Source organism: Allocellulophaga tsushimaensis (genome assembly GCF_055383085.1).
The window spans coordinates 2591246-2613863 of the sequence record NZ_AP039451.1; the positions used below are offsets into that span (position 1 = coordinate 2591246).

The window sequence follows — 22618 nt, forward strand, 5'->3', positions numbered from 1 at the left end:
TAATGAAAGCATTATACACTACATTATATTTTTTTCAAAAGAGAGGTTTCGAGGTTTGTAGGCGTATAGCAGAGCGCATCGGTATTAGAGCAAGAGTAGTTAGAACTTCATTTATCTACCTTACTTTTGTTACATTAGGTTTTGGTTTTGCTTTATATTTATTTTTAGCTTTTTGGTTAAAAATTAAAGATTTAATTTACACAAAAAGAACTTCTGTATTTGATTTATAGCTATGCTAAAACTTTTTCGTTCTAAAATATATTTGGCTGTATTGTTAGTGGTTTTAGTATTGCTTTTTGGTACTTTAGGCTATCGTTATATTGCAGATTATAGTTGGGTTAATGCACTTTACATGACTATTATAACTGTGGGCACAGTTGGTTTTTCTGAGGTAAAACCTTTAGATACAGAAGCAAAAATATTTACTATATTTTTAATTATTTCAAGTGTATTTATATTCGCATTTGCGATATCTGTCATAACAGAATACATATTAAGTAGAAACTCACTAGAACTTTTAAAAAAGAAAAAAGTGGAAAATCAGATTAAAAAACTCTCTAAACATGTAATTGTTTGTGGATATGGTAGAAACGGCAGGCAAGCAGTAGAGAAATTAAAAGCCTATAAAAGGCCTTTTGTTGTTATTGAAAAAGATAAAGAAGTTATTGAAAATTTTAAAGATGATTTGCTTTTTGTAGAAGGTGATGTTAATAATGATGAGGTATTACAAGAAGCAGGTATTGATAAAGCGCAGTATCTTATAACAGCATTACCAGAAGATGCAGTTAATTTGTTTGTAGTACTTTCAGCGCGTCAGTTAAATAAAAAGTTATTTATCATTAGTAGAGCATCCTTAGTTACCTCTCAAAATAAATTAAAATTAGCTGGAGCAGATAAAGTTATTATGCCAGATAAAATTGGAGGTGAACACATGGCGTCTTTAGTAGTTATGCCAGATTTAATCACTTTTATGGATAAACTTTCTGTAGAAGGAGAGCATACTACCAATTTAGAGGAAGTGGCTATTGAAGATTTTGCAGATCAAGTAGATTGCAATTCACTAAGAGATTTAGATTTAAGAAATACAACAGGCTGCACAATAATTGGGTATATTGCTCCAGACGGGGAGTACATAATTAACCCTGAAGCCGATTTAAAATTACAGCCTAAAAGTAAAGTAATCGTTTTAGGAAGACCAGAACAAATTAGTAAATTAAATAAAATGTTTCATATTGATTAAGGATAATTTAATGAATACTTGATTTCGTTATATATTTTTATGATATTGCAGTTTAATAACCTTATTAAAAATTAATCAAAAAGAAAATTATGAAGTATAGACTTCTTACCCTTTTGGCAGTATTCTTGCCAATTTTAACTTATGCACAAGACTTATCCATTTCTCAAAATATAACTGATGAATCTGATGAAATAAAAACAGCTACTATAGTTATCGATGTAAAGGGAGGACAGAGTCCTTACGAATATTTTTGGTCAGAGGCTTCTGTAGATACTAAAACAAATAAAGTTGAAAACGCTACAGAGGGTAAAGAGTATTCCGTAAAAGTTGTAGATGCTAATGGTAAAAGTAAGGAATTAACTTTTGTAGTACCAACCAATTCTGTGCCAGAAAGTTTAAGTGCAGCATTTGCTCCAGTTGTAAGTTTTATGGATAAATATTTCTTTTTTGATCCATTTCATGCAATAGGTTTATATGATAATAGAGTAAGAGGTGATAATGGAGAGATTCTTTTGAACCCTAATGGAACTGAAAAGACTATAAAAGTGCCTTTTATGGTAATTTGGTTGATCTTAGGAGCTTTATTTTTTACGTTAAGGTTTAGGTTTATTAATTTTAGAGGTATAAAACATTCTATAGATTTAATTAGAGGAAAGTATGATGATCCTGATGCTGAAGGCGAGGTAACCCATTTTCAAGCCTTAGCAACTGCTGTTTCTGGGACAGTTGGCTTAGGGAATATTGCAGGTGTGGCAGTAGCGGTAGCAACTGGTGGTCCTGGAGCAACTTTTTGGCTCATATTGGCTGGTTTAATAGGAATGTCTTCTAAATTTGTAGAATGTACACTTGGTGTTAAATATAGAGTAATAGAAAAAGATGGGAGTATATCTGGTGGGCCTATGCAATACCTAAAAAAGGGTTTTGAAGAAAGAGGTTTTAAAAAGACGGGTAAATTTTTATCTGTAATATATGCTTTCATTATTATGTTAGCTGCTTTTGCAGCAGGTTCAATGTTTCAAGCTAATCAGGCTACTGCACAATTATCAAGTGTTTTGGGTGTAGGAGGAGTGGCTAAAACTTTTATTGGGATAGGTATAGCAGTTTTAGTTGGTATTGTTATCGTTGGCGGACTTAAAGGTATTGCTAGAGTAACAGATAAAGTTGTGCCATCTATGGCGGGCTTATATATATTAATGTGCGTAATTGTAATTGGCGCTAATATATCTAACGTAGGTAGTGCCTTTAGTTTAATTATAGAAGGTGCTTTTAATCCTAAGGCTATATATGGTGGATTTTTGGGTGTTTTAGTATTGGGTTTCCAAAGGGCTGCATTCTCAAATGAAGCAGGATTAGGTTCTGCTTCTATTGCGCATTCTGCTGCTAAAACAAAGCATCCGGTATCCGAAGGTTTTGTTGCACTCTTAGAACCATTTATAGATACTGTTGTTGTTTGCACACTAACAGCTTTAGTTTTAATTTTTACAGGTACTTATGAAGGTGAAACTGCTACAGGTTCTGCTTTAACAGCGGTTGCCTTTGGTAAGGTTATACCAGGCGCTAGTATATTTTTAACTATCGCTATATTTTTATTTGCATTCTCTACCATATTAACTTGGTCTTATTATGGGGTTCAGGCTGCTCAGAGTTTATTTGGGGAAACTAAAACAGTAACAAATATCTTTAAGATAGTTTTTCTGCTAACAGTTATATTAGGTGCCTCAATAGGCTTAGGTGCTGTTATTGATTTTGCAGATATGATGTTTTTAACTTTAGCAATTCCAAACCTTATTGGCTTGTATTTAATGAGTGGTAGTGTAGCTAAAGATTTAAAAGAATATATGGCCAAGGTTAAATCTGGTGAAATAGCTAAAGTTAAATAGCATGCTATTTCAATAATTATGAAAAATATAAAATCTCACTTCAAGTTCTCTAAACAAGAACGAAGTGGGATTTTCTTTTTATTAGTTATAATTATTACGCTACAGTTGGCATATTTTTATTTTAATTATACTTCTGAAGATGCTGTAAATAATAATTTGTTAGATGTTGAAACGCAACAGCAGGTAGATCTGTTAAAGGAAAAAGCGCTAAAACAAGATTTATTAAAAATATTCCCTTTTAATCCAAACTTTATTACAGATTATAAAGGCTATACGTTAGGAATGTCTGCTACAGAATTAGACCGACTTTTTCGGTATAGAAAAGAAGGTAAATATGTGAATTCAGCTAAAGAATTTCAAGAGATTACTCAAATTTCAGATTCACTTTTAAAATCCATACAACCTTATTTTAAATTTCCAGAATGGGTTGCTAATAAAAAGGTGGTCCCTAAAATGTCGTATTCAGCTCATTCAACTAAAAACCCAATAAAGTTTCAAGATATCAATACAGCAATAGCTGCCGACTTTAAAACAGTATATGGTGTAGGCGATAAGTTGTCTGTAAGGATTGTAAAATTTAGAGATAGATTAGGAGGTTTTTTGGTAAATGAACAACTACAGGATGTTTATGGTTTAACCCCAGAAGTAGTAGAAAGAATTTTGTCAAAATTTAAAGTACTTCATCAACTACCAGTTAAGAAAATCAATATTAATACAGCTACAGTACAAGAAATAAGTTCTTTGGTGTATATAAAATATAAGGTTGCGTTAAATATTGTAGCGTATCGTAATACAAATGGTATTTTTGCAAACTTAAATGAGTTGAAAAATATAGCTGATTTTCCATCAGAAAAGATTGATAGAATAGCATTATATTTGTCTCTATAAAATTATTGATATGACAGGCATGTACTTCACAGAAGAACATCAATTATTCAGAGAAAGTCTTAAAGGTTTTTTACAAAAAGAAGTAGTTCCTAATATAGAGAAATGGGAACAAAGTGGAACTATAGATCGTTTTATTTGGGAGAAGTTTGGAGAAATGGGTTTTTTTGGTATTGCATACCCTGAAGCCTACGGAGGTTTAGGTTTAGATTTATTTTATACCGTAATATTTTTAGAAGAATTACAAAAAATTAATTCAGGTGGTTTTGCTGCGGCTATGTGGGCACATGCTTATTTAGCAATGACACATGTTAATGCAGAAGGAAGTGAAGCAATAAAGCAAAAATATTTAACAAAAAGTATTACAGGAGAGCTAATTGGGGCTATGGCGGTTACAGAACCCTTTGGTGGTAGTGATGTGGCTGGTATGAGAACTACTGCTGTTAAAAAAGGAGATACCTATATTATAAACGGTTCAAAAACATTTATTACAAATGGGGTTTGTAGTGATTATATTATTGTGGCTGCCAAAACAAATCCAGAATTAGGGAATAAAGGGATTAGTATCTTTATTGTAGATAGAGATACGCCTGGCGTATCTGCAACAAAATTAAACAAGTTAGGTTGGAGAGCATCTGATACAGGAGAAATAGCTTTTGATAATGTTACAATTCCTGCTAGTAATTTAATGGGAGAAGAGAATAAAGGCTTTGCTTATATTATGCAGCATTTTGCACTAGAACGCTTAATAATGGGGGTTAATGCACATGCAAGAGCAGAGTTTGCGTTGGAGTATGCTATGCAATACATGTCCGAAAGGCATGCTTTTGGTCAGTCAATTAATAAATTCCAGGCTTTACGACATACCATAGCGGATGCGTATGCAGATATGGAAGTTTGTAAAGCATTTAACTATGTAGTTACAGCAAGATTAGATAAGGGGGAGTATGTTGTGAAAGAAGCTACAATTTCTAAATTAAAATCTACTAAAATGGCAGATGAAGTAATTTATAATTGCTTGCAATTTTTAGGTGGTTATGGTTATATGGAAGATTATCCTATGGCGAGATTATCAAGAGATAGTAGACTAGGTCCAATTGGAGGGGGCACTTCTGAAATCTTGAGAGAGATTATCGCCAAAATGATTATAGACAAGAAAGAATACAAACCAGCAACAAATTAGGTGTTGTTTATCGTTTTGGCGAAAATTACTTTTCCAATTTGCCAAAATGATTATTGACAAGAAAGAATACAAGCCTGCAACAAATTAGGTATTGTTTATCGTTTTGACGAAAATTGTTTTTTTTAATTTGCCAAAATGATTATTGACAAGAAAGAATACAGGCCTGCAACAAGTTAGATTTTTACTCATGAACATAAAAAATAATTTAATTATTGATTTTTTTGATGGTCAGTTATAAATTACTTTGTACATTTGCAGCCTTAATCACTAAAGAAAGGAGGTTGTAGCCCATGTTAATAATACCAATAAAAGAAGGAGAAAACATCGATAGAGCTTTAAAGCGTTTCAAGCGTAAGTTTGATAGAACTGGAACAATGCGTCAATTAAGAAAGCGCCAGCAGTTCACAAAACCTTCTGTAGAGCGAAGAGCTCAAATACAGAAAGCTAATTATATTCAAGGTCTAAGAGATCAAGAAGAAATATAGTTCTATTCGTTAAAATTATATATTTAAAGCTCTGCAATTGCAGGGCTTTTTTTGTTTTAATTAACCGTAAATAGGTTACTTACTTAATTCTAAAAATGTAACTTTACTCAATAATTGAGATTTTAAATGCTCCGACGTTTGCGTCGAAATCAATATTAATTTTCTTTTTAATACCTTGTGGGTTTCCTCCAAGGTTATATACTATTATGAGTATAACTTCATTTATTGAATACCTTTCTTTAGAACGCAATTATTCTAAACATACTATTAATGCATATCAAAAAGATATAGAAGAATTTTGTGGTTTTTGTAAAGAGGAATTTCAGATTTCTAATATAGATAAAGTTGATTATAATTTAATACGCAATTGGATAGTTGCCTTAGTGAATAATGGAATAACCAATAGATCCATTAATCGTAAAATAGCATCCTTAAAAGCGTATTATAAATTTTTGCTCAAAATTAATGTAATTTCGGTAAATCCTCTTTCAAAGCATAAAGCTTTAAAAACGAGTAAAAAAATTGAGATTCCTTTTTCAGAATTAGAAATGGAACAATTATTATCTCAAATTCCTTTCCCTGATGATTTTGAGGGCTCTAGGGATAAATTGATTATAGAATTGCTTTATACAACAGGAATCAGAAGAATTGAACTTGTAAACTTACAATTAGGAGATCTAGATTTTAGTCAAAAATCATTAAAAGTACTTGGGAAAAGAAATAAAGAAAGGATATTACCTTTATTAGAAAGTACTATGTTGTTATTTGATGAATATCTGGAGAAAAGAAGTGTATTGAAAAAGGAGAAATCTGAATTACATGTTTTCTTATCTAAGAAAGGAGTTAAGATTTATGAAACCCTTGTGTATAGAGTTGTAAATTATTATTTTAATTTGGTGTCTAGCAAAACAAAAAGGAGTCCTCATATTCTAAGGCATACTTTTGCTACGCATTTACTTAATAAAGGTGCAGACCTTAATGCGGTTAAAGAATTATTGGGTCATGCAAGTTTATCATCTACGCAAGTATATACACATAATAGTATAGCAGAATTAAAAAAAGTACATCTTTTGTCTCATCCGAGAAATAAAGAATAAAAATAAAGTCAGATTAGAGACAGTCTAAATGACTTTTAAAATTAAATAACAGCCTCTAAAAATTTGTTTATAAAATAGTATAAATGTTATCAGTAAATTTTATTTATGGAAGAGAACTGATCGTTTTTATTTGAAATAGATTAATAAATTTAAAGCGTGTAGCTATAAAGGATAAGATTTTAAGGGTGTCTGAAAGTGAAAAAAGAGCGTTATATAATTAAACATAAATTTATTATAGATAAGCGATATATGTCTTTAGAGCAGATTATTAATGTGGTTTTTAGTCCGTTAAAAAGAGTCTTTTAGAGTGGGAATAAAAATTATATAAGGAAGTGTAATTTTTTTTCAAAAAATGTTTTGTTTAAATAAAACATATATATACATTTGCAGTCCGTTAGAAAAACGGACTTTTTTTTGAGTAAAAAAGTAGCAAAAGCCGATGTAGCTCAGCTGGCTAGAGCAGCTGATTTGTAATCAGCAGGTCGTGGGTTCGAGTCCCTCCATCGGCTCTTTGAAATATTGAAATTTTTTGTTTTGGGGAGATACTCAAGCGGCCAACGAGGGCAGACTGTAAATCTGCTGACTACGTCTTCGCAGGTTCGAATCCTGCTCTCCCCACAAAAAAAATAAACTATATGAAATTATAACACTATATTTGCCGTCATAATTTTTATAGATAAGGTAATGCGAGAGTAGCTCAGTTGGTAGAGCGTCAGCCTTCCAAGCTGAATGTCGCCGGTTCGAACCCGGTCTCTCGCTCAAAAAAACCTTGAGTTTAAGGTTGTTCTTTTGGGTTATAATGGTATTGATATGCTTTTTTAATTCAAACCTGCCGGTGTAGCTCAGGGGTAGAGCGTTTCCTTGGTAAGGAAGAGGTCACGAGTTCAATTCTCGTCATTGGCTCTAAGATAAGCATTAATTGTACACTAATATAAACTAAGATTAAAATTCAATACACATGGCAAAGGAAACTTTCGATCGTTCCAAACCGCATTTAAATATCGGTACTATAGGACACGTAGATCACGGTAAAACTACATTGACTGCCGCTATTACAACTGTTTTGGCAAACGCAGGATTGTCTGAGTTGAGAAGTTTCGACTCTATAGACAACGCTCCTGAAGAAAAAGAAAGAGGTATTACTATTAATACATCTCACGTAGAATATTCTACAGCTAACCGTCATTATGCTCACGTTGACTGTCCAGGTCACGCGGATTATGTAAAGAACATGGTTACTGGTGCTGCTCAAATGGACGGTGCTATTCTTGTTGTTGCTGCTACAGATGGTCCAATGCCACAAACTCGTGAACACATCCTTTTAGGTCGCCAGGTTGGTATTCCTAGAATTGTTGTTTTTATGAACAAAGTGGATATGGTAGATGATGAAGAGCTTTTAGAGCTTGTTGAAATGGAAATTAGAGAGTTGCTTTCTTTCTATGAGTATGATGGTGATAACGGTCCTGTTGTGGCTGGTTCTGCTTTAGGTGCACTTAATGGTGATCAAAAGTGGGTTGATACTGTTATGTCTTTAATGGAGGCTGTTGATTCTTGGATTGAACTTCCAAAGAGAGACGTTGATAAAGATTTCTTAATGCCTGTTGAAGATGTATTTACGATTACTGGTCGTGGTACTGTTGCAACTGGACGTATAGAAACTGGTGTTGCTAATACAGGTGATCCAGTTGATATTATCGGTATGGGTGCTGAGAAATTAGCTTCTACTATTACTGGTGTTGAAATGTTCCGTAAAATATTAGATAGAGGTGAAGCAGGTGATAATGTAGGTATCTTATTAAGAGGTATTGAAAAATCTGATATCAAAAGAGGAATGGTAATTTGTAAGCCAGGTTCTGTTAAACCACATGCAAAGTTTAAAGCTGAGGTTTATGTGCTTAAAAAAGAAGAAGGTGGTCGTCACACACCATTCCACAATAACTATCGTCCGCAGTTTTATGTAAGAACTACAGATGTTACAGGTACAATTAACCTTCCTGATGGAGTTGAAATGGTAATGCCAGGTGATAACCTTACTATTACTGTTGATTTATTATCTCCAATTGCATTAAGTGTAGGTTTACGTTTCGCTATCCGTGAAGGTGGTAGAACTGTAGGTGCAGGTCAGGTAACTGAGATTATAGATTAATCACAAGATATAAATTATTTTCATTTGAGGGTGTCCCGCTTTAGCGGGATACCTTTCGATGTAAATAGATACGGGTGTAGCTCAGTTGGTAGAGCACTGGTCTCCAAAACCAGGTGTCGGGAGTTCGAGTCTCTCCTCCCGTGCAATAAAAAAAATGTTTGGTTTTGCGCCATTATAATTATAAAGTTTAATCTTTCAGGATATGTTAACATATATAAAAGAATCAATAGAAGAACTAAGAACTAATATTACATTGCCTTCTAAAAAGGAAGCATCTAATCTTATGGTTGTTGTAGCTGTTTTTTCTGTATTATTTGCGTTAGCAACTTGGGGTGCTGATACTTATTTTGTTGACGCTGTTTCAGGGAATCTATTTGATCCAGAGTTTTATACAAAAGTATTAGATGATTCTGGGTTTCTAGGTGTATTGAAATTGCTATGGTATATAATTCTTTCATTGCTAATTCTTTATGGTGTTTCTTCATTTTTAACAAATAAAAAGTAAGAAATATGTCTGAAGTTTTAGAAAAAAAGTGGTATGTAGTAAGGGCTGTTAGTGGTCAAGAAAACAAAATAAAAGGCTATATAGAAACTGAAGTTGCTAGATTAGGGTTTTCTGACTATTTAGAAGATGTTCTTGTGCCTACAGAAAAAGTTATTCAGATACGCAATGGGAAGAAAATAAATAAAGAAAAGGTTTACTTTCCAGGTTACATTATGATAAAAGCTAATTTAGGTGGTGAGATGGTACATATTATCCGTTCTATCACTAATGTAATTGGTTTTTTAGGAGAGGTAAAAGGAGGAGATCCTATTCCGTTGAGAAAATCGGAAGTTAACCGTATGTTAGGTAAAGTAGATGAGTTAACTATTACTACAGATAGTGTGGCAATACCATATGTTTTAGGAGAAACTGTTAAAGTAATAGACGGTCCTTTTAATGGTTTTAATGGTACTGTAGAAAAAGTAAATGAAGAAAAGCGTAAGCTAGAAGTTATGGTTAAAATTTTCGGAAGAAAAACACCATTAGAACTTAGCTATATGCAAGTAGAAAAAGTATAATAACAAGTGTTACATATAAAATTGTGTGCTTCCAAAAACACAATTCAATTTAATTAAAAACAATGGCAAAAGAAGTAAGTAAAGTAGTTAAACTACAAGTTAGGGGAGGTGCAGCGAATCCGTCGCCACCGGTTGGACCCGCTTTAGGTGCTGCCGGTGTTAACATCATGGAGTTCTGTAAGCAATTTAATGCTCGTACACAGGACAAACAAGGTAAAGTATTACCTGTTGCGATCACCGTTTATAAAGACAAATCATTTGACTTTATTGTAAAGACACCTCCAGCAGCCGTTCAACTAATGGAAGCAGCTAAGATTAAAAAAGGATCTGGTGAACCTAACCGAGTAAAAAATGGAAATGTATCTTGGGATCAAATCAAAACTATCGCAGAAGATAAAATGGTGGATCTTAACGCATTTACTGTAGAATCTGCAATGAGTATGATTGCTGGTACTGCAAGATCAATGGGTTTAAAAGTTTCAGGAACAAGACCTTTTTAATATCTTATAAAAGCAATTTATAATGGCAAAGTTAACAAAAAAGCAAAAAGATGCGCTTTCTAAGATAGACAAGAATAAAGTCTATTCTGTAAAAGAAGGTTCAGCTTTGGTAAAACAAATCACAAATGTAAAATTTGATGCATCTATTGATTTAGCAGTTCGTTTAGGAGTAGATCCAAGAAAAGCAAATCAAATGGTACGTGGGGTGGTTACACTTCCTCATGGTACTGGTAAAGATGTTAAAGTTTTAGCATTAGTAACTCCAGATAAAGAAGCAGAAGCTAAAGAAGCTGGTGCTGATTTTGTAGGATTAAATGAGTATTTGGATAAAATAAAAGGCGGTTGGACAGATGTTGATGTAATCATCACTATGCCAAGTGTTATGGGTAAATTAGGACCTTTAGGAAGAGTTCTTGGACCAAGAGGTTTAATGCCTAATCCAAAAACTGGTACAGTAACTATGGATGTAGCAAAAGCAGTATCCGAAGTAAAGGCTGGTAAAATTGATTTTAAAGTAGACAAAACAGGTATCGTTCATGCGGCAATAGGAAAAGTTTCTTTTACCGAAGAAAAGATATATGAAAATGCAAAAGAACTTATAGATACTTTAGTGAAGTTAAAACCAACGGCATCAAAAGGTATTTATATTAAAAGTATTTTTATGTCTAGTACTATGAGTCCTAGTGTTCAATTAGATGCTAAAACTGTTTAATTCAAAGGTATTATGACTAGAAAAGAAAAATTAAACGTTATAAAAGATTTAACTGCACAATTAGGTGATAGTTCAACGATTTACTTAGCAGATATTTCTGGCTTAGATGCTGTTACTACTTCTGATTTAAGAAGAGCTTGTTTTAAAGCTAATGTTAAATTAGCAGTTGTTAAGAATACACTTCTTGCAAAAGCAATGCAAGATTCTGATAAAGAATTTGGTGAGCTTCCAGATGTTTTAAAAGGAAATACCTCTTTAATGTTTGCAGAGACTGGTAATGCTCCTGCAAAATTAATAAAAGCATTTAGAGCTAAAACCAAAGATAAACCATTGTTAAAAGGAGCTTTTGTAGAAGAAGCTGTATACATTGGCGATGATCAATTAGAATCTTTAGTTAATATTAAATCTAAAGAAGAAGTAATTGGTGATATCATTACCTTATTACAATCTCCAGCTAAAAACGTTATCTCTGGACTTAAGTCTGGTGGTGGTAAATTAGCAGGTATTATAAAAACATTATCAGAAAGATAACATACGCGCACTAAAAACAAATTATATTTTAAAAATTTATTAAACGATAGAAAAATGGCAGATTTAAAAGATTTCGCAGAACAATTAGTTAACTTAACTGTAAAAGAAGTTAATGACTTAGCTACTATATTAAAAGATGAGTATGGCATAGAGCCTGCTGCTGCAGCTGTTGCAGTTGCTGCTGGTGGAGCTGCTGGCGGTGGAGAAGCTGCAGAAGAGAAAACTGAATTTGATGTAATATTAAAAGCAGCTGGATCTTCTAAATTAGCAGTAGTAAAAGCTGTTAAAGAATTAACAGGTTTAGGATTAAAAGATGCTAAAGATATAGTTGATAGCGCACCTAAAGCTATTAAAGAGGGTGTTACTAAAGACGAAGCAGAAGGAATCCAAAAAGCTTTAGAAGAAGCAGGAGCAGAAGTTGAGCTTAAGTAATATAAGCCATATATAGTATTTTGGTTTAGGTCTTTTCACTTTAAAGTGGTAAGGCCTAAACCTATTTATGTATGTTAAGTAGAATAACATACAACATAAAGTTAGTAATTATAACCAAAATTTTGTCCATTGATGTTCACAAATCAGACTGAAAGAATAAATTTCGCATCCGCTAAGAACATACCTAATTATCCTGATTTCTTGGACATTCAGGTAAAATCTTTTCAAGATTTTTTTCAGCTAGAAACAAAATCTGATGAGAGAGGAAACGAAGGATTATATAATACCTTCATGGAAAATTTTCCAATTACGGATACAAGAAATCAATTCGTATTAGAATTCCTAGATTATTTTATAGATCCGCCTCGTTACTCAATCCAAGAATGTATAGAGCGTGGCCTTACACACAGTGTTCCGCTAAAAGCTAGGTTAAAACTTTACTGTACCGATCCTGAGCATGAGGATTTTGAAACTATAGTACAAGATGTTTATTTGGGAACTATCCCTTATATGACACCGAGTGGTACTTTTGTAATTAATGGTGCGGAGCGTGTTGTTGTTTCGCAACTACACAGATCTCCTGGTGTATTTTTTGGTCAGTCATTTCATGCAAATGGAACAAAATTATATTCTGCAAGAGTTATTCCTTTTAAAGGATCTTGGATAGAATTTGCTACCGATATTAATGGTGTTATGTATGCCTATATCGATAGAAAGAAAAAATTACCTGTAACTACTTTATTTAGAGCTATTGGCTTTGAAAGTGATAAAGATATTTTAGAAATTTTTGATTTATCAGAAGAAGTAAAAGTTTCTAATGCAGGACTTAAAAAAGTACTTGGTCGTAAACTAGCGGCAAGAGTATTAAACACATGGCACGAAGATTTCGTTGATGAAGATACTGGTGAAGTTGTATCTATTGAGCGAAACGAAATTATTTTAGATCGTGATACCGTATTAGAAAAAGAGCATATAGCTCAGATTGTTGAAGCAGATGTAAAAACAGTTCTTTTACACAAGGAAAGCGCAGCACAATCAGATTATGGAATTATTCATAATACACTACAAAAAGATCCTACGAATTCTGAAAAAGAAGCAGTAGAACACATATACCGTCAATTACGTAATGCCGAACCGCCAGATGAAGAAACTGCGCGTGGTATTATAGACAAATTATTCTTTTCAGATCAACGTTATAATTTAGGAGAAGTTGGTCGTTATAGAATGAACAAAAAATTACAGCTTGATATTGGAATGGACAAACAAGTTTTGACCAAAGAAGATATCATAACAATTATCAAATACCTTATAGAATTAATTAATTCTAAAGCAGAGATTGATGATATTGATCACCTTTCTAATCGTCGTGTAAGAACAGTTGGGGAGCAATTATCACAACAATTTGGTGTTGGTTTAGCACGTATGGCAAGAACAATTCGCGAGCGTATGAATGTGCGTGATAACGAAGTGTTTACACCAATAGATTTGATTAATGCAAAGACATTATCTTCTGTAATTAATTCATTTTTTGGTACAAACCAATTATCTCAGTTTATGGATCAGACTAATCCATTAGCAGAGATAACACATAAGAGAAGATTATCAGCATTAGGGCCTGGAGGTCTTTCTAGAGAGAGAGCTGGTTTTGAGGTTCGTGATGTTCACTATACACACTATGGTAGATTATGTCCTATAGAAACACCTGAAGGTCCAAATATTGGTTTGATATCTTCATTAGCAGTATTCTCTAAAGTAAACCCTATGGGATTCTTAGAGACACCTTATAGAAAAGTAGAAAATGGTAAAGTAGATACTGAGAATTTTGGTTATTTAAGTGCGGAAGAAGAAGAAGGGATGAAAATTGCGCAAGCAAATATTCCTTTAAAAGAAGATGGTACTATAATCAATGATAAAGTTATTGCAAGAGAAGAAGGAGATTTCCCTGTAGTAAGCCCAACGGATATTAACTATACGGATGTTGCTCCAAATCAGATTGCTTCTATTTCGGCATCTTTAATTCCGTTCTTAGAGCATGATGATGCAAACCGTGCACTGATGGGATCTAACATGATGCGCCAAGCAGTGCCATTATTAAAGCCACAATCTCCTATTGTAGGAACAGGTTTAGAACGTCAAGTAGCATCAGATTCTAGAGTACTAATAAATGCTGAAGGCGATGGAGTAGTACAATATGTAGATGCGCTTAAAGTAACGGTTAAATATGATAGAACTGATGAAGAACGTTTAGTGAGTTTTGAAGAAGACTCTAAAACGTATGAATTAGTTAAATTTAGAAAAACTAACCAAGGAACAAGTATTAACTTAAAACCAATTGTACAAAAAGGTGATAAAGTTAAAAAAGGACAAGTTCTTTGTGAAGGATATGCAACTGAAAAAGGAGAATTAGCCTTAGGTAGAAACCTTAAAGTGGCATTTATGCCTTGGAAAGGATATAATTTTGAAGATGCAATTGTAATTTCTGAAAAAGTTGTTCGTGAAGATGTTTTTACCTCTATACACGTAGATGAGTACTCTTTAGAAGTGAGAGATACAAAATTAGGAGCAGAAGAATTAACGAATGATATTCCTAATGTTTCTGAAGAAGCTACTAAAGATTTAGATGAGTATGGAATGATTAGAATTGGAGCCGAAGTAAAACCTGGCGATATTCTAATTGGTAAAATTACACCTAAAGGAGAATCAGATCCAACACCTGAAGAGAAATTATTACGAGCTATTTTTGGAGATAAAGCAGGAGATGTTAAAGATGCATCTTTAAAAGCTTCTCCTTCATTAAGAGGAGTAGTAATCGATAAGAAATTATTTTCAAGATCTATAAAAGATAAGCGTAAGCGTTCTGAAGATAAAGAAGCAATTTCTAAATTAGAATTAGAATATGAAGTAAAATTCCAACAGTTAAAAGATGTTTTAGTTGAAAAACTATTTACATTGGTTAATGGAAAAACATCTCAAGGTGTTCTTAATGATTTAGGTGAAGAAGTGCTTCCAAAAGGGAAAAAATATACCATGAAAATGTTAAATGCTGTTGACGATTTTGCGCACTTAGTGGGTGGAAGCTGGACAACAGATAAGGAAACAAATACCATGGTTGCTGATTTGTTACATAATTATAAAATTAAACTTAATGATCTTCAAGGAAACTTAAGAAGAGATAAGTTTACCATTTCTGTTGGGGATGAATTACCAGCAGGAATTATGAAATTGGCTAAAGTATATATCGCTAAAAAACGTAAACTAAAAGTAGGGGATAAAATGGCGGGGCGTCATGGTAACAAAGGTATTGTTGCCCGTATAGTACGTCAAGAAGATATGCCTTTCTTAGAAGACGGAACACCAGTAGATATTGTATTGAATCCGTTAGGGGTACCATCTCGTATGAATATTGGTCAGATTTATGAAACTGTTCTTGGATGGGCAGGTCTTAAATTAGGGAAAAAGTATGCTACACCAATTTTTGATGGAGCTACTTTAGATCAAATTAATACCTATACAGATGAAGCAGGTATTCCAAGATTTGGACATACTTACCTACACGATGGAGGAACAGGAAAACGTTTTGATCAACCCGCAACAGTTGGTGTGATTTATATGTTGAAACTTGGACACATGGTAGATGATAAAATGCACGCTCGTTCCATAGGGCCATATTCTTTAATTACGCAACAACCATTAGGTGGTAAAGCACAATTTGGTGGTCAGCGTTTTGGAGAAATGGAAGTTTGGGCACTAGAGGCATATGGAGCATCTGCAACGTTACGTGAAATATTAACAGTTAAATCTGATGATGTTGTAGGTAGAGCTAAAACATACGAATCTATTGTTAAAGGAGAAACAATGCCAGAACCTGGTTTACCAGAATCTTTCAATGTATTAATGCACGAACTTAAAGGATTAGGTTTAGATATTAGACTGGAAGAATAATTAAGAGTAAGTTTTATAGAAAATACTATTAGTCACAAACATTTTTAATTTACTATCACCATACTTATGGCTAGACAAAGAGATAATAACACACAAAAAAGGTTTAATAAAATTTCAATAGGATTGGCTTCACCAGAGTCTATTCTGGCAGAGTCAAGGGGAGAAGTTTTAAAGCCTGAAACGATAAACTATAGAACACATAAACCAGAGCGTGATGGGCTTTTCTGTGAGCGTATTTTTGGTCCTGTGAAGGATTATGAATGTGCTTGTGGTAAATATAAGAGAATCCGTTACCGTGGTATTGTTTGTGATCGTTGTGGTGTAGAGGTTACAGAAAAAAAAGTACGTAGAGATAGAGTAGGGCATATTAATTTGGTGGTACCTGTAGCTCATATTTGGTATTTCCGTTCGTTACCAAATAAAATAGGATACCTCTTAGGTTTACCTTCTAAGAAATTAGACATGATTATCTATTATGAGCGTTATGTTGTAATTCAGGCTGGTATTGCAAAAGGACCAGAAGGTGAGGAAATCAATAAAATGGATTTCTTAACAGAAGAAGAGTACCTTAATATCTTAGAATCAATACCAGTAGAAAATCAGTATTTAGAAGATTCTGACCCAAATAAGTTTATCGCTAAAATGGGAGCAGAATGTTTAATTGATATTTTAGCACGTATCGATTTAGATGAACTTTCTTTTAGCTTAAGACATAAAGCAAATACAGAAACATCTAAGCAACGTAAAACAGAAGCATTAAAAAGACTTCAGGTAGTTGAATCACTTAGAGAGTCTCAAGAGAATAGAGAAAACAGACCAGAGTGGATGATTATGAAAGTAATCCCAGTTATTCCACCTGAATTACGTCCTTTAGTACCATTAGATGGTGGTCGTTTTGCTACTTCAGATTTAAATGATTTATACAGAAGAGTTATTATTAGAAATAACCGTTTAAAAAGGTTAGTTGAAATAAAAGCACCAGAAGTAATTCTTAGAAATGAGAAACGTATGCTTCAGGAATCTGTAGATTCTTTATTTGATAATACAAGAAAAGCATCAGCAGTAAAAACAGAGTCTAACAGACCATTAAAATCACTTTCAGATTCATTGAAAGGGAAGCAAGGTCGTTTCCGTCAAAACTTATTAGGAAAACGTGTAGATTATTCAGCACGTTCAGTAATTGTTGTTGGACCAGAAATGAAATTGTTCGAATGTGGTCTTCCTAAGGATATGGCTGCGGAATTATACAAGCCTTTTGTAATTCGTAAATTAATAGAAAGAGGTATTGTAAAAACAGTTAAATCTGCTAAAAAAATAATAGATAAAAAAGAACCTGTAGTTTGGGATATTCTTGAAAACGTATTAAAAGGTCACCCAGTGCTATTAAACAGGGCTCCTACATTACACCGTTTAGGAATTCAAGCATTTCAACCAAAACTTATAGAAGGAAAAGCAATTCGTTTACACCCATTAGTATGTACTGCATTTAATGCAGATTTTGATGGGGATCAAATGGCTGTTCACTTACCATTAGGGCCAGAAGCAATTTTAGAAGCACAATTATTAATGTTAGCTTCTCATAATATTCTAAACCCTGCAAATGGTTCTCCTATTACCGTACCATCTCAGGATATGGTCTTGGGTCTGTATTATATGACCAAAGAACGTAAATCAACTCCAGAAGTAAGTATTAAGGGAGAAGGGCTAACTTTTTATTCTGCAGAAGAAGTTGTTATTGCTTTTAACGAAGGAATGGTAGACTTAAATGCTGGAATTAAAGTAAGAGCAAAAGATTTTAATGAAGAAGGAGAATTAGTAAATCAAATTATATCCACAACAACTGGTAGAGTATTATTTAATATGATGGTGCCAGAGAAAGCGGGGTATATTAATGACGTATTAAATAAAAAATCTTTAAGAGATATTATCGGTGGAATTTTAGCAGTAACAGATGTTCCTACTACTGCAGACTTCCTAGATAAAATTAAAACTATGGGATATGAATTTGCCTTTAAAGGTGGATTGTCCTTTAGTTTAGGAGATATTATTATCCCGCCAGAAAAACATACCATGATTGCTGAGGCAAATGGCCAAGTAGATGGTATTATGGCAAACTATAACATGGGGCTTATTACAAATAATGAGCGTTATAACCAAGTTATTGATGTTTGGACTTCTACCAATGCGCAGCTTACTGAGTTAGCAATGAAGCGTATTCGTGAAGATCAGCAAGGCTTCAACTCAGTATATATGATGCTTGATTCTGGTGCAAGGGGTTCTAAAGAGCAAATTCGCCAGTTAACCGGTATGCGTGGATTAATGGCAAAACCTAAAAAATCTACAGCAGGTGGTGGTGAGATTATTGAAAACCCAATTTTATCTAACTTTAAAGAAGGTTTATCAATCTTAGAATATTTTATATCTACTCACGGTGCGCGTAAAGGACTTGCAGATACAGCACTTAAAACTGCTGATGCTGGTTACTTAACAAGACGTTTAGTTGATGTTTCTCAAGATGTTATTATCAATACAGAAGATTGTGGTACATTAAGAGGTATAGAAGTAGAAGCTTTAAAGAAAAACGAAGAAGTTGTAGAAACTTTAGGAGAACGTATTCTAGGTAGAGTTTCTTTACATGATGTATATGATCCATTAACTCAAGAATTAATATTGAGCGCTGGTCAAGAAGTATTAGAAGCTGATGTTAAGATTGTAGAGGCTTCTGCTATTGAAAAAATTGAAGTACGTTCTGCTTTAACATGTGAAGCGCTAAGAGGTATTTGTGGTAAATGTTACGGAAGAAACCTTTCTACTAATAAAATGGTACAAAGAGGTGAAGCTGTTGGTGTTGTAGCTGCACAATCTATTGGTGAACCAGGTACACAATTAACACTTCGTACATTCCACGTAGGTGGTATTGCGGGTAACATTTCTGAAGATAATAAACTAGCTGCTAAATTTGCAGGTATTGCTGAAATTGAAGATTTAAGAACAGTAACTAGCACCAATGAAGATGGTAGTGTTTCAGAAATAGTAATTTCTAGAACATCTGAAATTAAAATTGTAGATGCCAAAACAGGTATTATTTTAAGTACAAATAATATTCCTTATGGATCAGAGCTATTTATTAAAAACGAAGCAAAGCTTGCTAAAGACGATGTAATTTGTCAATGGGATCCTTACAATGGTGTGATTGTTTCTGAGTTCCCAGGTAAAATTGCATACGAAAATATAGATCAAGGTGTTACCTATCAAGTAGAAATAGATGAGCAAACTGGTTTCCAAGAAAAAGTAATTTCTGAATCTAGAAATAAGAAGCTTATTCCTACTTTATTGATTATGAATAATAAGGATGAAGTTTTACGTTCTTACAACCTACCAGTTGGTTCTCATATTATGGTAGATGATGGTGAGAAAATTAAAGAAGGAAAAACATTAGTTAAGATTCCACGTAAATCAGCTAAAGCAGGTGATATTACGGGTGGTCTTCCTAGAGTAACCGAGCTATTTGAAGCGCGTAACCCTTCTAATCCAGCGGTTGTTTCTGAAATAGACGGAGTCGTTTCTTTTGGAAAAATTAAAAGAGGTAACCGAGAAATCATAATCGAATCTAAATTAGGTGAGATCAAGAAATACTTGGTCAAACTATCAAATCAAATATTAGTACAAGAGAACGATTACGTTCGTGCTGGAATGCCATTATCTGATGGATCAATAACTCCAGAAGATATTTTAGCAATAAAAGGCCCATCTGCAGTACAACAGTATCTGGTAAATGAAGTTCAAGAAGTATATCGTTTACAAGGGGTGAAAATTAATGACAAACACTTTGAGGTTGTAGTTCGTCAAATGATGCGTAAGGTACGTATACAAGATCCAGGCGATACCATATTCTTAGAAAATCAATTAGCACATAAGGCAGATTTTATTGCTGAAAATGATAATATTTTTGGTAAAAAAGTTGTAGTTGATTCAGGTGAATCTGATACCTTAAAAGCGGGTCAAATTATTACAGCTCGCGAACTAAGAGATGAGAATTCAATATTGCGTCGTAATGATAAGAATTTAGTGGATGCTAGAGATGCAATTGCAGCTACAGCAACACCAATACTTCAAGGAATTACACGTGCTTCGCTACAAACAAAATCATTTATATCAGCTGCTTCTTTCCAAGAAACAACAAAAGTGTTAAATGAAGCTGCTGTAGCAGGTAAAGTAGATGCTCTTGAAGGATTGAAAGAAAATGTAATTGTTGGGCATAAAATCCCAGCAGGTACAGGTATGAGAGATTATGATAGCATTATTGTTGGTTCTAAAGAAGAATATGATGAAATCATGGCTCGCAAAGAAGAGTTTAAATTTTCATAAGTAGCTATGGCCGATAATAATCAAAATCAGAAACAAATCAATATAGAACTTGATGAGAAAACTGCTGAAGGAACATATTCTAATTTAGCAATCATCAATCATTCTGTATCAGAATTTGTTGTAGACTTTATTAGTATGATGCCTGGGGCTCCAAAAGCAAAAGTGAAGAGTAGAATAGTACTAACTCCTCAGCATGCTAAAAAGTTCTTAAAAGCATTAAATGATAATGTGCAACGTTTTGAAAAAGCCCATGGCACAATTAAAGACTATGAACAACCACCTATACCAATTAATTTTGGTCCAACAGGTGAAGCATAAATAATAAAAAACCCGTGATTAGATATCACGGGTTTTTTTATAGCTAAAACTTTAATTAAAAATAACGGTGACTTCTAATCAAATTCTGATGTAAACTTTAAATCTACTGAAGGATATTTTTGCTGTGTCATTTGTAAAGAAAATTGCGAATCTGCTAAAAACACTAATTGCCCTCTTTTGTCAGTTGCTAAAAATTTTTGTTTTACTCTTTTGAATTCCTTAAACTCATCATTGTTTTTATCTTGAGGTGCTACCCAACACGCCTTATAAACAGGAAAGTTTTCATAAGTGCATTTCGCACCATACTCATGTTCAAGTCTATATTGAATCACTTCGTATTGTAAAGCTCCTACAGTTCCAATTACTTTTCTACCATTCATTTCTAAAGTAAATAATTGCGCTACCCCTTCATCCATAAGCTGATCAATACCTTTAAAAAGTTGTTTGGACTTCATCGGGTCAGCATTATTAATATATCTGAAGTGTTCAGGAGAAAAACTTGGAATACCTTTATAGTTTAACTTTTCTCCATCGGTAAGCGTATCACCAATTTTAAAGTTTCCGGTATCGTGTAGACCAACAATATCACCTGGATAAGAAATATCTACAATTTCTTTTTTTTCTGCAAAGAAAGCATTGGGGCTAGAGAATTTCATTTTTTTTCCATTCCTCACATGTAGGTAAGGTTTGTTTCTTTCAAAAGTTCCAGATACTATTTTTATAAAAGCTAATCTATCTCTATGTTTAGGGTCCATATTAGCATGTATTTTAAAAACAAAACCTGTAAACTCTTTTTCATTAGAATCAACAAGACGCTCTTCAGACATTTTAGGTCTAGGGGTTGGTGCTATCTCAATAAAACAATCAAGTAATTCACGAACACCAAAATTATTAAGAGCAGATCCAAAAAATACAGGCTGTAGTTTTCCTGCTAGATATTCATCTCTATCAAATTTTGGATATACGCCATCAACTAATTCTATATTATCTCTAAGCTCATTTGCAGCTGTTTCACCTATAGCACTATCTAATTCACTACTTTTTAAATCACTAATAGCAATAACATCTTCAATATTTTTTTTACTATCTCCGCTAAATAAATTTATATTACTTTCATAAATATTGTAGATGCCTTTAAAATCGTATCCCATTCCAATAGGGAAGCTTAAAGGAGTAACTTTTAGGCCAAGTTTTTGTTCAACTTCATCCAATAAATCAAAAGCATCTTTACCTTCTCTATCCATTTTATTTATGAATACAATTATTGGAATATTTCGCATTCTACAAACTTCAACAAGCTTTTCCGTCTGTTCCTCAACACCTTTTGCAACATCAATAACAACAATAACACTGTCAACGGCTGTTAATGTTCTAAATGTATCTTCAGCAAAATCTTTGTGACCAGGAGTATCTAAGATATTAATTTTTTTATCTTGGTAAATAAAGGCTAAAACAGAAGTTGCAACAGATATTCCACGTTGTCTCTCAATTTCCATGAAATCACTAGTGGCTCCCTTTTTTATTTTATTGTTTTTTACAGCACCAGCTTCTTGTATTGCTCCACCAAATAATAATAGTTTTTCAGTAAGAGTAGTTTTTCCAGCATCTGGGTGAGAAATAATGCCAAAAGTTCTTCTACGCTGTATTTCATTTTCGAAACTCATAAAAAAAATTTGCACAAAAATAAGCTAAAATTTATACTTGTTTTCATGCAAAAATTATATTTATAAACACAGTTAATAGCCAATTAATGCTAAAAATAGAAGTATATTTTAGATGTTTGTAATCATATTAGACATTATCTAGCTCAGTTTAAAATGGATAAAATACAGTTAAA

Annotated in this window: 17 protein-coding genes, 5 tRNA genes and 1 pseudogene; 22 read left to right on the plus strand and 1 reads right to left on the minus strand. The window is 33.2% G+C overall.

All coding sequences use genetic code 11. The annotated features are described in order from the left end of the window. The first annotated feature begins 2 nt into the window (after window positions 1-2). The 22 genes and pseudogenes from ACZ451_RS11190 (at window position 3) to ACZ451_RS11295 (ending at window position 20781) form a co-directional block, all read left to right on the plus strand. Window positions 3-230 (plus strand): PspC domain-containing protein, encoded by a 228-nt coding sequence (locus ACZ451_RS11190; protein ID WP_464212427.1) that lies wholly within the window; start codon window positions 3-5, stop codon window positions 228-230. 2 nt (window positions 231-232) lie between these two features. Further along, window positions 233-1240 (plus strand): potassium channel family protein, encoded by a 1008-nt coding sequence (locus ACZ451_RS11195; RefSeq protein WP_464212429.1) that lies wholly within the window; start codon window positions 233-235, stop codon window positions 1238-1240. 89 nt (window positions 1241-1329) lie between these two features. Further along, window positions 1330-3120 carry an alanine/glycine:cation symporter family protein gene (locus tag ACZ451_RS11200; RefSeq protein ID WP_464212431.1) on the plus strand — a complete coding sequence of 597 codons (1791 nt, stop codon included), beginning with the start codon at window positions 1330-1332 and terminating at the stop codon, window positions 3118-3120. Window positions 3121-3138: 18 nt separating this feature from the next. After that, window positions 3139-4008: a ComEA family DNA-binding protein gene (locus ACZ451_RS11205; RefSeq protein ID WP_464212433.1), complete on the plus strand. Its 870-nt coding sequence runs from the start codon at window positions 3139-3141 to the stop codon at window positions 4006-4008. A 10-nt stretch (window positions 4009-4018) separates the two neighbouring features. Then, window positions 4019-5188 (plus strand): acyl-CoA dehydrogenase family protein, encoded by a 1170-nt coding sequence (locus ACZ451_RS11210; RefSeq protein ID WP_464212435.1) that lies wholly within the window; start codon window positions 4019-4021, stop codon window positions 5186-5188. Between the two features lie 290 nt (window positions 5189-5478). Further along, window positions 5479-5673 carry a 30S ribosomal protein S21 gene (rpsU, locus tag ACZ451_RS11215; RefSeq protein ID WP_215954586.1) on the plus strand — a complete coding sequence of 65 codons (195 nt, stop codon included), beginning with the start codon at window positions 5479-5481 and terminating at the stop codon, window positions 5671-5673. 206 nt (window positions 5674-5879) lie between these two features. Next, the gene (locus ACZ451_RS11220) at window positions 5880-6770 is read left to right on the plus strand and encodes a tyrosine-type recombinase/integrase (protein ID WP_464212438.1); all 891 of its coding nucleotides are present in this window, start codon (window positions 5880-5882) and stop codon (window positions 6768-6770) included. Between the two features lie 435 nt (window positions 6771-7205). After that, a tRNA-Thr gene (locus tag ACZ451_RS11225) sits at window positions 7206-7279 on the plus strand. A gap of 27 nt (window positions 7280-7306) precedes the next feature. Further along, a tRNA-Tyr gene (locus ACZ451_RS11230) sits at window positions 7307-7388 on the plus strand. Window positions 7389-7456: 68 nt separating this feature from the next. After that, window positions 7457-7529, plus strand: a tRNA-Gly gene (locus tag ACZ451_RS11235). 72 nt (window positions 7530-7601) lie between these two features. Beyond that, window positions 7602-7673 (plus strand) — tRNA-Thr (locus tag ACZ451_RS11240). 55 nt (window positions 7674-7728) lie between these two features. Next, complete coding sequence (gene tuf, locus ACZ451_RS11245) at window positions 7729-8916, plus strand: elongation factor Tu (RefSeq protein WP_464212440.1); 1188 nt, start codon at window positions 7729-7731, stop codon at window positions 8914-8916. A gap of 70 nt (window positions 8917-8986) precedes the next feature. After that, window positions 8987-9059 (plus strand) — tRNA-Trp (locus tag ACZ451_RS11250). Window positions 9060-9118: 59 nt separating this feature from the next. Then, window positions 9119-9265 (plus strand): annotated as a pseudogene (gene secE, locus ACZ451_RS11255) (preprotein translocase subunit SecE); the annotation flags it as partial. Window positions 9266-9426: 161 nt separating this feature from the next. Beyond that, the gene (nusG, locus tag ACZ451_RS11260; RefSeq protein WP_464212442.1) at window positions 9427-9978 is read left to right on the plus strand and encodes a transcription termination/antitermination protein NusG; all 552 of its coding nucleotides are present in this window, start codon (window positions 9427-9429) and stop codon (window positions 9976-9978) included. A gap of 62 nt (window positions 9979-10040) precedes the next feature. After that, window positions 10041-10478, plus strand: coding sequence for a 50S ribosomal protein L11 (gene rplK, locus ACZ451_RS11265; protein WP_215954580.1), 438 nt, complete (start codon window positions 10041-10043; stop codon window positions 10476-10478). A 22-nt stretch (window positions 10479-10500) separates the two neighbouring features. Next, a complete protein-coding gene (gene rplA, locus ACZ451_RS11270) occupies window positions 10501-11190 on the plus strand; it encodes a 50S ribosomal protein L1 (protein ID WP_464212445.1) in 690 nt (229 codons plus the stop codon). A 12-nt stretch (window positions 11191-11202) separates the two neighbouring features. After that, a complete protein-coding gene (gene rplJ, locus ACZ451_RS11275) occupies window positions 11203-11721 on the plus strand; it encodes a 50S ribosomal protein L10 (RefSeq protein WP_464212447.1) in 519 nt (172 codons plus the stop codon). Window positions 11722-11775: 54 nt separating this feature from the next. Beyond that, window positions 11776-12153 (plus strand): 50S ribosomal protein L7/L12, encoded by a 378-nt coding sequence (gene rplL, locus ACZ451_RS11280; RefSeq protein ID WP_464212449.1) that lies wholly within the window; start codon window positions 11776-11778, stop codon window positions 12151-12153. A 132-nt stretch (window positions 12154-12285) separates the two neighbouring features. Beyond that, window positions 12286-16095, plus strand: a complete 3810-nt coding sequence (gene rpoB, locus ACZ451_RS11285; RefSeq protein WP_464212451.1) for a DNA-directed RNA polymerase subunit beta — start codon at window positions 12286-12288, stop codon at window positions 16093-16095. Window positions 16096-16161: 66 nt separating this feature from the next. Next, the gene (gene rpoC, locus ACZ451_RS11290; RefSeq protein WP_464212453.1) at window positions 16162-20463 is read left to right on the plus strand and encodes a DNA-directed RNA polymerase subunit beta'; all 4302 of its coding nucleotides are present in this window, start codon (window positions 16162-16164) and stop codon (window positions 20461-20463) included. A 6-nt stretch (window positions 20464-20469) separates the two neighbouring features. Further along, window positions 20470-20781 carry a DUF3467 domain-containing protein gene (locus ACZ451_RS11295; RefSeq protein ID WP_464212455.1) on the plus strand — a complete coding sequence of 104 codons (312 nt, stop codon included), beginning with the start codon at window positions 20470-20472 and terminating at the stop codon, window positions 20779-20781. A 74-nt stretch (window positions 20782-20855) separates the two neighbouring features. Here ACZ451_RS11295 and ACZ451_RS11300 read toward each other — a convergent pair whose 3' ends face one another. Continuing rightward, window positions 20856-22445, minus strand: coding sequence for a peptide chain release factor 3 (locus ACZ451_RS11300; protein WP_464212457.1), 1590 nt, complete (start codon window positions 22443-22445; stop codon window positions 20856-20858). Between the last annotated feature and the right edge of the window lie 173 nt (window positions 22446-22618).